The 13,095-nt window shown below is 62.7% G+C and carries 15 protein-coding genes; 12 read left to right on the forward strand and 3 right to left on the reverse strand.

Annotated elements, in window-relative coordinates:
* Positions 1 to 7: 7 nt before the first annotated feature.
* Entirely contained in the window at positions 8 to 532 is a 525-nt protein-coding gene (locus N436_RS16975; RefSeq protein WP_110741593.1) for an HAD family hydrolase, read from the reverse strand.
* Between the two features lie 11 nt (positions 533 to 543).
* Complete coding sequence (locus N436_RS16980; RefSeq protein ID WP_016713135.1) at positions 544 to 1,518, reverse strand: SIS domain-containing protein; 975 nt, start codon at positions 1,516 to 1,518, stop codon at positions 544 to 546.
* A gap of 248 nt (positions 1,519 to 1,766) precedes the next feature.
* On the opposite strand from N436_RS16980, the gene N436_RS16985 reads away from it, so the two are divergent.
* The 10 genes from N436_RS16985 (at position 1,767) to hisC (ending at position 9,688) form a co-directional block, all read left to right on the forward strand.
* Positions 1,767 to 2,576: an ATP-binding cassette domain-containing protein gene (locus tag N436_RS16985; protein ID WP_012270662.1), complete on the forward strand. Its 810-nt coding sequence runs from the start codon at positions 1,767 to 1,769 to the stop codon at positions 2,574 to 2,576.
* Positions 2,576 to 3,373 (forward strand): lipid asymmetry maintenance ABC transporter permease subunit MlaE, encoded by a 798-nt coding sequence (mlaE, locus tag N436_RS16990; RefSeq protein ID WP_016713133.1) that lies wholly within the window; start codon positions 2,576 to 2,578, stop codon positions 3,371 to 3,373. Before N436_RS16985 ends, mlaE begins: the two co-directional genes overlap by 1 nt.
* Positions 3,373 to 3,858 carry an outer membrane lipid asymmetry maintenance protein MlaD gene (mlaD, locus tag N436_RS16995; protein WP_016485045.1) on the forward strand — a complete coding sequence of 162 codons (486 nt, stop codon included), beginning with the start codon at positions 3,373 to 3,375 and terminating at the stop codon, positions 3,856 to 3,858. The genes mlaE and mlaD overlap by 1 nt, the downstream gene beginning before the upstream one ends.
* A gap of 9 nt (positions 3,859 to 3,867) precedes the next feature.
* Complete coding sequence (locus N436_RS17000; RefSeq protein WP_016713132.1) at positions 3,868 to 4,515, forward strand: phospholipid-binding protein MlaC; 648 nt, start codon at positions 3,868 to 3,870, stop codon at positions 4,513 to 4,515.
* The gene (locus tag N436_RS17005) at positions 4,512 to 4,814 is read left to right on the forward strand and encodes a lipid asymmetry maintenance protein MlaB (RefSeq protein ID WP_105946926.1); all 303 of its coding nucleotides are present in this window, start codon (positions 4,512 to 4,514) and stop codon (positions 4,812 to 4,814) included. Before N436_RS17000 ends, N436_RS17005 begins: the two co-directional genes overlap by 4 nt.
* A gap of 117 nt (positions 4,815 to 4,931) precedes the next feature.
* The gene (locus N436_RS17010) at positions 4,932 to 5,171 is read left to right on the forward strand and encodes a BolA family protein (RefSeq protein ID WP_003255121.1); all 240 of its coding nucleotides are present in this window, start codon (positions 4,932 to 4,934) and stop codon (positions 5,169 to 5,171) included.
* A 23-nt stretch (positions 5,172 to 5,194) separates the two neighbouring features.
* Positions 5,195 to 6,460, forward strand: a complete 1,266-nt coding sequence (murA, locus tag N436_RS17015; RefSeq protein ID WP_016713130.1) for a UDP-N-acetylglucosamine 1-carboxyvinyltransferase — start codon at positions 5,195 to 5,197, stop codon at positions 6,458 to 6,460.
* Positions 6,461 to 6,551: 91 nt separating this feature from the next.
* Complete coding sequence (hisG, locus tag N436_RS17020; protein ID WP_016713129.1) at positions 6,552 to 7,187, forward strand: ATP phosphoribosyltransferase; 636 nt, start codon at positions 6,552 to 6,554, stop codon at positions 7,185 to 7,187.
* A gap of 126 nt (positions 7,188 to 7,313) precedes the next feature.
* On the forward strand, positions 7,314 to 8,639 hold the full coding sequence (gene hisD / locus N436_RS17025; protein ID WP_105946925.1) for a histidinol dehydrogenase: 1,326 nt from the start codon (positions 7,314 to 7,316) through the stop codon (positions 8,637 to 8,639).
* A gap of 2 nt (positions 8,640 to 8,641) precedes the next feature.
* The gene (hisC, locus tag N436_RS17030) at positions 8,642 to 9,688 is read left to right on the forward strand and encodes a histidinol-phosphate transaminase (protein WP_105946924.1); all 1,047 of its coding nucleotides are present in this window, start codon (positions 8,642 to 8,644) and stop codon (positions 9,686 to 9,688) included.
* Between the two features lie 131 nt (positions 9,689 to 9,819).
* On the opposite strand, the gene N436_RS17035 is transcribed toward hisC, so the two are convergent.
* Positions 9,820 to 11,004, reverse strand: a complete 1,185-nt coding sequence (locus N436_RS17035) for an alkaline phosphatase family protein (RefSeq protein ID WP_105946923.1) — start codon at positions 11,002 to 11,004, stop codon at positions 9,820 to 9,822.
* Positions 11,005 to 11,143: 139 nt separating this feature from the next.
* On the opposite strand from N436_RS17035, the gene N436_RS17040 reads away from it, so the two are divergent.
* Together N436_RS17040 and N436_RS17045 are read left to right on the forward strand one after the other, a co-directional pair.
* Entirely contained in the window at positions 11,144 to 11,794 is a 651-nt protein-coding gene (locus N436_RS17040) for a FadR/GntR family transcriptional regulator (protein WP_105946922.1), read from the forward strand.
* Positions 11,795 to 11,807: 13 nt separating this feature from the next.
* Complete coding sequence (locus tag N436_RS17045; RefSeq protein WP_110741594.1) at positions 11,808 to 13,088, forward strand: MFS transporter; 1,281 nt, start codon at positions 11,808 to 11,810, stop codon at positions 13,086 to 13,088.
* The last annotated feature ends 7 nt before the right edge of the window (positions 13,089 to 13,095 follow it).

Raw genomic sequence — 13,095 nt, forward strand, 5'->3', positions numbered from 1 at the left:
GGCAGCCTTACAGGTAATTGGCGTTGGCAGTGTCCAGGGTGCCCTGGGCCTGCATGATCAGTTCGCAGAATTCACGGGCCGCCCCCTCGCCGCCGCGTGCCTGGGTCACGCCGTGGGCGTGCTGGCGAACGAACGGCGCGGCGTTGGCCACGGCCATGCCCAATGCTACCCGACGAATGACCGGCAGGTCCGGCAGGTCGTCGCCCAGGTAGGCTACTTGATCATAGCTTAGGCCCAGTTCGGCGAGCAGGCCGTCAAGCACGACCAATTTGTCCTCGCGGCCCTGGTACAGGTGCGGGATGCCGAGGTTTCTGGCGCGGCGCTCGACCACCGGGGTTTTGCGGCCGCTGATGATCGCGGTGGTCACGCCCGAATTCATGAGCATCTTGATGCCCTGGCCGTCGAGGGTGTTGAAGGTCTTGAATTCGCTGCCGTCTTCGAGGAAGTACAGGCGCCCGTCGGTGAGCACGCCGTCCACGTCGAACACTGCCAGCTTGATGTGCTTGCCGCGTTGCATGAGGTCCTGGTTCATTCCATCGCTCCTTACATTACGCCGGCGCGCAGCAGGTCGTGCATGTTCAGGGCGCCGGTGGGGCGGTCTTCGCGATCCACCACCACCAGGGCGCCGATCTTGTGGTCTTCCATGATCTTCAGGGCTTCGGCGGCAAGCATTTCGGCACGTGCCGTCTTGCCATGCACGGTCATGACCTGATCGATCAGGGTGGTGTGTACGTCGATGTTGCGGTCCAGGCTGCGGCGCAGGTCGCCGTCGGTGAAGATCCCGGCCAGCTTGCCGTCAGCTTCGACAATCACGGTCATGCCCAAACCTTTGCGGGACATTTCAAGGAGCGCGTCCTTGAGCAGGGTGCCACGCGGTACCTGAGGCAGTTCGTCGCCGGCATGCATCACGTTTTCGACCTTGAGCAGCAGGCGTCGGCCCAGTGCGCCGCCCGGGTGCGAGAAGGCAAAGTCCTCGGCGGTGAAGCCTCGGGCTTCGAGCAGGGCGATGGCCAGGCAGTCACCCAATACCAGCGATGCCGTGGTAGAGGAGGTGGGCGCCAGGTTCAGCGGGCAGGCCTCTTGCTCGACGCGGGCATCAAGGTTGACCTCGGCGGCCTGGGCCAGCGGCGAATCCGGGTTGCCGGTGAGGCTGATCAGCTTGATGCCCAGGCGCTTGATCAGGGGCAGCAAGGTGACGATCTCTGCGGTGCTGCCGGAATTCGACAGGGCAAGGATGACATCCTCGCGGGTGATCATGCCCATGTCGCCATGGCTGGCTTCGGCCGGGTGCACGAAAAATGCCGGGGTGCCGGTGCTGGCCAGGGTGGCGGCGATCTTGTTGCCGATGTGTCCGGACTTGCCCATGCCGACCACGACAACCCGGCCCTTGCAGGCCTGGATCAGTTCGCAGGCCTTGACGAAATTGTCGTCGATGCGCGCCAGCAGGGCCTCTACGGCCTCGAGTTCCAGGCGCAGGGTGCGTTGGGCGGATTGGATCAGCTCGCTGGATTGGCTCATGTCGAAAAAGCAATGCCTGATGAAAAGGCCGCGATTATACGCGCAATGACAAAAACCCTCACCCTTTCGATTGCTGTAGCGAATGTCATCAAAGCCTGTCTCAGGGCTGAACGACTCGTTGCCCGGCCTTGGGGCGGCGCTGTCAGCGGTGCTATAGTTCGCCGCTATTCGGCCTGCCAGGGGTGCGTGTGCCTTCCTGATGGAGGCCGGCGTCCATTAGGACGAGGCTGCACTAGCAAGGAGTCTAGATGAGTGTGGATAGCGCCTACGCGGTCGAGTTGAAGGGGGTTACCTTCAAACGCGGTTCGCGCAGCATTTTCAGCAACGTCGACATTCGCATCCCGCGCGGCAAGGTCACCGGCATCATGGGGCCATCGGGTTGCGGCAAGACCACGTTGCTCCGCCTGATGGGCGCACAGCTGCGCCCCTCCAGCGGTGAGGTATGGGTTGCCGGGCAAAACCTGCCGACGCTGTCGCGCAGCGACCTGTTCGACGCCCGCAAGCAGATGGGTGTGCTGTTCCAGAGCGGCGCGCTGTTCACCGACCTCGATGTGTTCGAGAACGTCGCGTTCCCGCTGCGCGTGCACACCCAGCTGTCGGACGAGATGATCCGTGACATCGTGTTGATGAAGCTGCAGGCCGTGGGGCTGCGCGGTGCCATCGACCTGATGCCCGACGAGCTGTCTGGCGGTATGAAGCGCCGTGTGGCGCTGGCCCGGGCCATTGCCCTGGACCCGCAGATCCTCATGTACGACGAACCGTTCGTCGGCCAGGACCCGATCGCCATGGGCGTACTGGTGCGCCTGATCCGCCTGCTCAACGATGCGTTAGGCATCACCAGCATCGTCGTGTCCCACGATCTGGCAGAAACCGCCAGCATTGCCGACTACATCTATGTGGTGGGGGACGGCCAGGTGTTGGGCCAGGGCACGCCCGATGAGCTGATGGGGTCGGACAACCCACGGATTCGCCAGTTCATGAAGGGCGACCCGGACGGCCCGGTTCCCTTCCACTTTCCTGCGCCTGATTACCGCGCCGACCTGCTGGGGGCGCGTTGATGCGCAGAAGATCCTTACTTGAACGTGTCCGCCTGCTGGGTCGCTCGGCGATCGACGTGCTGGCGGTACTGGGGCGTTCCTGCCTGTTCCTGTTCCATGCACTGATCGGCCGCGGCGGCATCGGCGGCGGTTTCCAGTTGCTGACCAAACAGCTGTACTCGGTAGGCGTGCTGTCGCTGGCGATCATCGTCGTGTCCGGGGTGTTCATCGGCATGGTGCTGGCGCTGCAGGGCTACAGCATCCTGACCAAATACGGTTCGGAGCAGGCGGTGGGGCAGATGGTCGCCCTGACCCTGCTGCGCGAGCTTGGTCCGGTGGTGACGGCGTTGCTGTTCGCTGGCCGTGCAGGCTCCGCACTGACCGCTGAAATTGGCAACATGAAGTCCACCGAGCAGCTGTCGAGCCTGGAAATGATCGGCGTCGACCCGCTCAAGTACATCGTCGCGCCACGCCTTTGGGCCGGTTTCATCTCGCTGCCGCTGCTGGCGCTGATCTTCAGCGTGGTCGGCATCTGGGGTGGCTCGTGGGTGGCCGTGGACTGGCTGGGTGTATACGAGGGCTCGTTCTGGGCCAACATGCAGAACAGTGTTTCCTTTACCGACGACGTGCTCAACGGGTTGATCAAGAGCCTGGTGTTCGCCTTCGTCACGACCTGGATCGCCGTATTCCAGGGGTACGACTGTGAGCCCACCTCAGAAGGGATCAGCCGTGCCACCACCAAGACCGTGGTTTATGCCTCGTTGGCAGTGCTGGGTCTGGACTTTATTCTGACCGCCTTGATGTTTGGAGATTTCTGATGCAAAACCGCACCCTGGAAATCGGTGTCGGCCTGTTCCTCCTGGCCGGGATCCTGGCGCTGCTGCTGCTGGCCCTGCGTGTCAGCGGGCTGTCGGCCAGCCCGAGCAGCGATACCTATAAAGTTTATGCCTACTTCGACAATATCGCCGGTTTGACGGTCAGAGCTAAAGTGACCATGGCCGGTGTGACGATCGGTAAGGTTACCGCCATCGATCTGGACCGTGATTCCTACACCGGTCGGGTGACGCTGCAGCTGGACAAGTCGGTGGACAACCTGCCGACCGACTCCACTGCCTCGATCCTGACCGCCGGCTTGCTTGGCGAGAAGTACATCGGCATCAGCGTGGGCGGCGAAGACCAGGTGCTCAAGGACGGTGCGACCATCCACGACACCCAGTCGGCACTGGTGCTGGAAGATCTGATTGGCAAGTTCCTGCTCAACTCCGTTGGCAAGGAACCGAAAGAAGCGCAACCGGCTAATTAAGGAGTTTCCATGATTTCGATCCTGCGACGTGGTCTGCTGGTTTTGCTGGCGGCCTTCCCTCTGATGGCACTGGCCGCGCAGTCGCCGCACGACGTGGTGCAGAGCACCACCACCGAGCTGTTGAGTGAGCTCAAGGCCAACAAGGAGCAGTACAAGTCCAACCCGCAAGCTTTCTACGACACCCTTGACCGGATCCTTGCGCCGGTGGTCGATGCCGACGGTATTTCCAAAAGCATCATGACCGTCAAGTACTCGCGCAAGGCCACGCCCGAGCAGATGCAGCGCTTCCAGGAAAACTTCAAGCGCAGCCTGTTCCAGTTCTACGGTAACGCACTGCTGGAGTACAACAACCAGGGTATCGTCGTAGACCCGGCCAAAGCCGATGACGGCAAGCGCGCTTCCGTAGGCATGAAGGTCACCGGCAACAATGGCGCCGTATACCCAGTGCAGTACACTCTGGAAAACCTGGGTGGCGAATGGAAAGTGCGTAACGTCATCGTCAACGGCATCAACATCGGCAAGCTGTTCCGCGACCAGTTCGCCGATGCCATGCAGCGCAACGGCAACGACCTGGACAAGACCATCGATGGTTGGGCCGGTGAAGTGGCAAAGGCCAAGCAGGCTGCCGACAGCTCGCCAGAGAAGACCGTCAAATGAGTGAGGCCGCTGTAAGCATGGCCGAGCCGGGCGTGCTGCGCCTGGCCGGCGTGCTGGATTACCGTAGCGGCCCGGTCCTGCGCAAGCAGGGCAAGGCACTGATCGCGGCTTGCCGCGAGGCGCAGCTGGTGCTGGATTGCTCGGCGGTGCAGCACTCCACCAGCGTAGGTCTGTCGCTGTTGCTGGCATTCATGCGCGACGCCCAGGCCGCCGGCAAAGGCTGCCAGGTGCGCAGCATGCCCGACGACATGCGGGAAATTGCCGGGGTCTATGACCTCGATGAAGTGCTGGCAACCTGATGGCCCAGCGCGGATGATGGCCCCTCGGTCAGCGAAACCCTCGTTGGGCTTCGCAGGCGAGGGGCTTTTTTGTATGATGGCCGACCCGTGCGCATCGGGCGCCGATTGAGGTTGAGCATGCAGGCCGTAGAAGTTAAAAGCTTCCTTGAAGAGAAATTGCCGGGTTCCCGGGTCGAAGTTGAAGGCGAAGGCTGCAACTTCCAGTTGAACGTGATCAGCGACGAGTTGGCTGGCCTGAGCCCGGTCAAACGCCAGCAGGCGATCTATGCTCACCTGAATCCGTGGATTGCCAATGGCAGCATCCATGCGGTAACCATGAAATTTTTCAGCAGCGCAGCCTGGGCTGAGCGCACCTGAGCCAACTTGGCGGCGAGATTCCAATGGACAAACTGATTATTACTGGCGGCGCTCGCCTTGACGGCGAGATCCGCATTTCGGGCGCGAAGAACGCAGCCCTGCCAATTCTGGCGGCTACCCTGCTGGCTGACGGCCCGGTCACCGTGGGCAACCTGCCGCACCTGCACGACATCACCACCATGATCGAGCTGTTCGGCCGCATGGGCATCGAGCCTGTGATCGACGAAAAGCTGGCGGTGGAGATCGATCCACGTACCATCAAGACCCTGGTCGCGCCTTACGAGCTGGTCAAGACGATGCGCGCCTCGATCCTGGTGCTGGGCCCGATGGTTGCCCGTTTCGGCGAAGCCGAAGTGGCCCTGCCTGGCGGTTGCGCCATTGGCTCACGCCCGGTCGACCTGCACATCCGTGGCCTCGAAGCCATGGGCGCGAAAATCGAAGTGGAAGGCGGCTACATCAAGGCCAAGGCGCCTGAGGGTGGCCTGCGCGGTGCGCACTTCTTCTTCGACACCGTCAGCGTGACCGGTACCGAAAACATCATGATGGCCGCTGCCCTGGCCAAAGGCCGCAGCGTGCTGCAGAACGCCGCGCGTGAGCCGGAAGTGGTCGACCTGGCCAACTTCATCAACGCCATGGGTGGCAACGTCCAGGGCGCTGGCACCGACACCATCACCATCGATGGCGTCGAGCGCCTGCACTCGGCCAACTACCGCGTGATGCCGGACCGCATCGAGACCGGTACCTACCTGGTCGCTGCTGCCGTGACCGGCGGCCGTGTCAAGGTCAAGGACACCGACCCGACCATCCTTGAAGCCGTACTGGAAAAGCTCAAGGAAGCCGGCGCTGACATCAACACCGGCGAAGACTGGATCGAGCTGGACATGCACGGCAAGCGGCCGAAAGCCGTCAACCTGCGTACCGCTCCGTACCCGGCGTTCCCGACCGACATGCAGGCGCAGTTCATCTCGCTGAACGCCATTGCCGAAGGCACGGGCGCGGTGATCGAGACCATCTTCGAAAACCGTTTCATGCATGTTTACGAAATGCACCGCATGGGCGCGCAGATCCAGGTCGAAGGCAACACTGCCATCGTCACTGGCGTAAAAGCGCTGAAGGGTGCCCCGGTCATGGCCACCGACCTGCGTGCTTCCGCCAGCCTGGTGCTGTCGGCGCTGGTTGCCGAAGGCGATACCCTGATCGATCGCATCTACCACATCGACCGTGGTTACGAGTGCATCGAAGAGAAACTGCAGATGCTCGGCGCGAAAATCCGCCGCGTACCGGGCTAGTAGCCCGAAGGTGCATGGACGCACCCTTTGAATTGAATGCGGCCAGGTCGATGACCTGGCCGGCAGCAGCCGCTTAAGGACCGACGTTCCAATGTTGACCATCGCGCTTTCCAAAGGCCGTATTCTCGACGATACCCTGCCGTTGCTGGCCGAGGCCGGTATCGTGCCGACCGAGAACCCGGACAAGAGCCGCAAACTGATCATCCCCACCACGCAGGACGACGTGCGCCTGCTGATCGTGCGTGCTACCGACGTGCCGACCTATGTCGAGCATGGTGCCGCCGACCTGGGTGTGGCCGGCAAGGACGTGCTGATGGAGTACGGCGGCCAGGGCCTGTATGAGCCCCTGGACCTGCAGATTGCCCAGTGCAAGCTGATGACGGCTGGCGCGGTTGGCGCTCCTGAGCCCAAGGGCCGCCTGCGCGTGGCCACCAAGTTCGTCAACGTAGCCAAGCGTTACTATGCCGAACAGGGGCGTCAGGTCGACATCATCAAACTGTACGGCTCGATGGAGCTGGCACCGCTGATCAACCTCGCCGACAAGATCATCGACGTGGTCGACACCGGCAACACCCTGCGTGCCAACGGCCTGGAACCCCAGGAACTGATCGCCACGATCAGCTCGCGCCTGGTGGTCAACAAGGCCTCCATGAAAATGCAGCACGCCCGTATCCAGAGCCTGATCGACACGCTTCGTCAAGCGGTCGAATCGCGACACCGCGGCTGACTCCTGCGCGCGGCCTTCGCTGTCGCGCCCGTCTATCCGCGTCATAGCCATTTTTCTCGGGTGCCCGCGCGGATGGACTGGTAGCCTAGGGCGCCTGAGCATTCGCTAATAATCGAGGCCCTCGCCATGACCGTGTCCACTGCAATTGCCCGTCTCAACGCCGCTGATCCGGATTTCGCCCGACATCTGGATCATCTGCTGAGCTGGGAAAGTGTGTCCGATGACGCGGTCAACCAGCGCGTGCTCGACATCATCAAGGCCGTGCGTGAGCGCGGTGATGCGGCGCTGGTCGAGTTCACCCAGCGCTTTGATGGCGTAGATGCCAAGTCGATTGACGACCTGATCCTCAATCGTGAACGCCTGGAACTGGCGCTGACCCGCATCACCCCGGCCCAGCGCGAAGCCCTGGAGACAGCCGCCAATCGCGTGCGCATGTACCACGAGCGGCAGAAGCAGGATTCCTGGCAGTACACCGAGGCCGACGGCACTGTGCTTGGCCAGAAGGTCACCCCGCTGGACCGTGCTGGCCTGTATGTGCCAGGCGGCAAGGCGTCGTACCCGTCGTCGGTGCTGATGAACGCCATCCCGGCCAAGGTTGCCGGCGTGGCCGAAGTGGTCATGGTGGTACCGACCCCGCGTGGTGAGGTCAACGAGCTGGTGCTGGCGGCCGCGTGCATTGCGGGTGTCGACCGCGTGTTCACCGTCGGCGGAGCCCAGGCTGTTGCCGCGCTGGCCTACGGTACCGAAAGCGTGCCGCAGGTGGACAAGATCGTCGGCCCTGGCAACATCTACGTTGCCACTGCCAAGCGCCATGTGTTCGGCCAGGTGGGCATCGACATGATTGCCGGCCCGTCGGAAATTCTTGTGGTGTGCGATGGCCAGACCGACCCGGACTGGATCGCCATGGACCTGTTCTCCCAGGCCGAGCACGACGAAGACGCCCAGGCCATTCTGGTCAGCCCGGATGCCGCCTTCCTCGACCGCGTTGCCGCCAGCATCGACAAGCTGATGCCGACCATGGAGCGTGCCGAAATCATCGAGAAGTCGATCAACGGCCGTGGTGCACTGATTCAGGTGCGTGACATGCAACAGGCAATGGAGGTGGCCAACCGCATTGCGCCGGAACACCTGGAACTGTCGGTGGCCGACCCGCAAGCCTGGTTGCCGCACATTCGCCACGCTGGCGCGATCTTCATGGGCCGCCACACCAGCGAAGCGCTGGGCGATTACTGTGCCGGTCCCAACCACGTGTTGCCGACCTCCGGCACCGCACGTTTCTCGTCGCCGCTGGGGGTGTATGACTTCCAGAAGCGTTCGTCGATCATTTTCTGCTCCGAGCAGGGTGCGTCCGAGCTGGGCCACACCGCGTCGATCCTGGCCCGTGGCGAGTCGCTGACCGCCCACGCCCGCAGCGCTGAATACCGTATCCTGACCCAAGAGAAGGGGAACTGAGCATGAGTCGATTCTGGAGCCCCTTCGTCAAGGACCTGGTGCCTTATGTGCCGGGCGAGCAGCCCAAGCTGGCCCGTCTGGTCAAGCTCAACACCAACGAAAACCCCTATGGCCCATCGCCCAAGGCGCTGGAGGCCATGCGCGGTGAGTTGAACGATAACCTGCGCCTTTACCCGGACCCGAACGGTGACCGCCTCAAGCAAGCGGTGGCCGACTACTACGGCGTAACCCCGGCGCAAGTGTTTGTCGGCAACGGCTCGGATGAGGTGTTGGCGCACATCTTCCACGGCCTGTTCCAGCACGATGCACCGTTGTTGTTCCCGGACATCAGCTACAGCTTCTACCCGGTCTACTGTGGCCTCTACGGTATTGCCTTCGAGCAGGTGGCGCTGGACGAGCAGTTCCAGATCCGCATCGAGGACTACAACAAGCCCAACGCCGGCATCATCTTCCCCAACCCCAACGCGCCGACAGGTTGCCTGATGCCGCTGCAGGCAGTGGAGCAGTTGCTGCAGGCCAACCGTGACTCGGTGGTGGTGGTGGATGAGGCTTACATCGATTTCGGCGGCGAGACGGCCATCAGCCTGGTGGACCGCTACGACAACCTGCTGGTCACCCAGACGCTGTCGAAGTCGCGCTCGCTGGCTGGCCTGCGGGTTGGCCTGGCGGTGGGGCATCCGGACCTGATCGAGGCACTGGAGCGGATCAAGAACAGCTTCAACTCCTACCCGCTGGACCGAGCGGCGATCGTAGGTGCTGCGGTGGCGTTCGAAGACCGTGAGTACTTCGAAGAAACCTGCCGTAAAGTGATCGACAGCCGCGAAGCCTTGGTCGGGCAGTTGCAAGCCAAGGGCTTTGAAGTGTTGCCTTCGGCCGCCAACTTCATCTTTGCCCGTCACCCTCAGCAGGATGCTGCCGAGCTGGCGGCACGCCTGCGCGAGCAGGGTGTGATCGTGCGTCATTTCAAGCAGCAACGTATTGCCCAGTTCCTGCGCATTACCATCGGCACGCCAGAGATGAACCAGGCGTTGCTTGATGCGTTGAACTGACCTGTCTGGGGCTGCTTTGCAGCCCATCGCCGGCAAGCCAGCTCCCACAGGTACAGTGCAGAACTTCAGCATTGCGCGGGCCATGTGGGAGCTGGCTTGCCGGCGATGGGCCGCAACGCGGCCCCAAAGGCCTAATAGCTACTCTCTTCAATGGCAAACGCCTTGCCCGCCGGCCGATTGCGCACCGCTGCCGGGGTGCCATCGAGCACCAGCACATAGTCGTTCTCCTGCCCCATGCCTTCCGGGTCGGTCCATTGCCCGTCCTTGGCCGGTACTTGCGCAACCACATGCCCGTTCTTGAGTATCGTCAGGTAGCCGCGCGCATTGCTGTTCCAGCGTACCCGCCCTTTGTTTTCGTCGACCCGTATCTTGCGCACGCCGGTATCACCCAGCAAGGGTGTGCCATCCAGTAGCCATTCCGGCAGCAGTTTCAGGCCCATGTGACGTAACACGGTGGGGGCGACCGAGGTTTGCGCGGGCAGGCTGTACAAGTGGTTCGGCCCAGGGTTTTCCGCTGGAATGCCGGGTTGCGAAAGCTCCTGGTTCAACGGCTTGTTACTGGCAATGAAAATGGTTTTTTCCTGCTCCGAAATGCCGCCATGCGCTTTGCCCCAGTAATCCCGCCCATGGTCCGTACTGACGATCACCAGCCAGTCTTCCTGCGGGTTCAGGCGTTGGCGCTCATCGACCTTGTCCAGCAAATGGCCGATCTGGCTGTCGAGGGTGCGCAACGACTGTTGATAGCGTTTGCCAAAGCCGCTGTCGTGGCCAGCCTGGTCCGCTTCATCGAGTTGAATGAAGGTGAAGTCGGCGGGTGTATTGTCCAGGATCTGCAGCGTTCGCTCGATGACTCGTGCATCTGATAAACCACTCTCACGTACATCCGCGCCATGGGCGTCTTCCAGCAGGTAGGCCGTGTTCAGCGGTGACCAGCCGACCACGCTGGACAGGTAGGCATTCGGCATGGCCAGTCGCAGCCGTTTGAACAGGCTGGGAAACGACGGGTCTACCCGCAATGACTCGGCATTGTTGCTGACGCCGTGCTTGTTGCTCCAGACACCCGTCAGCAACGTGACCCATCCCGGGCCGCTCAAGGTCAGTTGCTCGCTGGCCTTGCCGTTGATGCCACCCGTATAGGCCTTGCCGTAATACAGCCGCTGCCTCAGGTTGGTCGCGTCGCCCAATTGCAGGTAGCGATCAAGCTGCACCCCGTCGAGGCCGATTAACAAGGCCTTGGGGCGGCTTGGGTGTCGGGTCGGTTCGCAACCCGGGAGTATGGCCAGAAGCAGCAGTAACAGCAGGCTAGTGAGTCGCATGTCAGGACGCCCTTGAAAGTACACCGCGAGCGTTGCAACAACGGGGTTTGTTCACAACTGGCAGAAATGTCAGGTGGTTTGCGGCGTCGACCGCCCTCCAGTAAGCTGTGCAAATTCATCGGATGATTGGTTGAATGCAATGAATACAGAGCTGACCAAGCGTTCCCTGGTTGAGCTTGCCGTGGATCGCATGCGTGAGCGCATCGTGCTGGGCGACTGGCAGGTTGGCCAGCGACTGCCTACCGAGCCGGAGTTGGCCCTGCAACTGGGCATCAGCCGCAATACCGTGCGCGAAGCCATGCGTGTGCTGGCGTTCAGTGGCCTGGTGGAAATTCGCCAAGGTGACGGTAGCTACCTGCGCACGGCCCTGGACCCGCTGCAGGCGGTGCAGGCGATGTCTCGCTGCACCGCTGAGCAGGCCCGGGAAACCCGTCACATCCTCGAAGCCGAAGCCATCGGCTTGGCGGCGCTGCGCCGTACCGATGCCGATCTGCAGGCGCTGCGCGATGCGCTGGCCAGCAGCGCCGGGCACTTTCATGGGGATGTCGATGCTTATGTGGCCTGCGACCTGGTGTTCCACCAGCGGTTGGTCGATGCCGCCCACAACCCGGCGTTAAGCGAGCTGTATCGCTACTTTTCCGGGGTGGTGGCTGCCGCGCTGCAACGCAACATGGCGACTGTTCCGCGCTGCCAGGCCACGTTCGACCTGCACGGGCAGATCCTCGAAGCCATCGAACAACGCGACGCGGAGCGGGCCAAGCGCCTGAGCCGTACCCTCATCGAATCCTGACACCGAGAAGGCCATGGCTGAATCCATCACCCGCAATACCCCGCCGAACGAGCGGGACCTCGATGAGCTGCTGATCGATGCCGAGGCTGACGACGAGCAGGTGCAGCAGCAGCCTGTAGTGTTGCGGCGGCCCTGGCTGTTGTTGCTGGGCCTGGTGCTGGTGGCCCTGAACCTGCGCCCGGCGTTGTCGAGCATGGCGCCGGTGCTGGGGGTGGTGTCTGAAGGGCTGGGGCTGAGTGCCTCGCAGGCCGGCTTGCTGACCACCTTGCCGGTGCTGTGCCTGGGGCTGTTCGCCCCGCTGGCACCCGTGCTGGCGCGGCGTTTTGGCAGTGAGCGGGTGATCCTCGGCATTCTTGTCACGTTGGCGCTGGGTATCGGGGTGCGAAGCGCCTTCGGCGCCGTTGGCGTGTTCCTCGGCAGCCTGATGGCGGGGGCCAGCATTGGCATTATCGGCGTGCTGCTGCCGGGTATCGTCAAGCGCGACTTCCCGCAGCACGCTGGCACGCTGACCGGCGTGTACACCATGGCGTTGTGCCTGGGCGCCGCCATGGCGGCGGGGGCTACCGTACCGTTGGCCCAGCATTTTGGCGGTAGCTGGGCACTTGGGCTGGGCTTCTGGGTGCTGCCGGCCTTGCTGGCGATGCTGGTGTGGCTGCCACAGGCCCGCCAGGGGCATGGCCTGCACAAGGTGGCCTACCGGGTACGGGGCCTGTGGCGCGATCCGCTGGCCTGGCAGGTGACCTTGTACATGGGCTTGCAGTCATCGCTGGCTTACATCGTGTTCGGTTGGTTGCCATCGATCCTGATAGGCCGTGGCTTGAGCCCAACCGAGGCTGGGCTGGTGCTGTCGGGGTCGGTGATCGTGCAGTTGATTAGCTCGCTGAGTGCGCCTTGGCTGGCCACCCGTGGCAAGGACCAACGCCTGGCGATCGTGCTGGTCATGCTGATTACCCTGGCGGGCCTGTTCGGTTGCCTGTATGCGCCGGTTTCGGGGCTGTGGGGATGGGCCGTGGTGCTGGGCCTGGGGCAGGGCGGTACTTTTGCCCTGGCGCTGACCCTGATTGTGCTGCGTTCGAAAGACGCGCATGTAGCGGCGAACCTGTCGAGCATGGCGCAGGGCGTGGGTTACACCCTGGCGTCGATGGGGCCGTTTGCGGTGGGGCTGGTACATGACCTTACCGGGGGCTGGGCGGCGCTGGGCTGGATTTTTGCGGTATTGGGGATTGGTGCCATCGTGTTCGGGCTGGGTGCCGGGCGGGCGTTGCATGTGCAGGTGACTAGCGAAAAAGTCTGAAGCCACT

The organism is Pseudomonas sp. RV120224-01b, from assembly GCF_003208145.1.
Lineage (GTDB): Bacteria > Pseudomonadota > Gammaproteobacteria > Pseudomonadales > Pseudomonadaceae > Aquipseudomonas > Aquipseudomonas monteilii.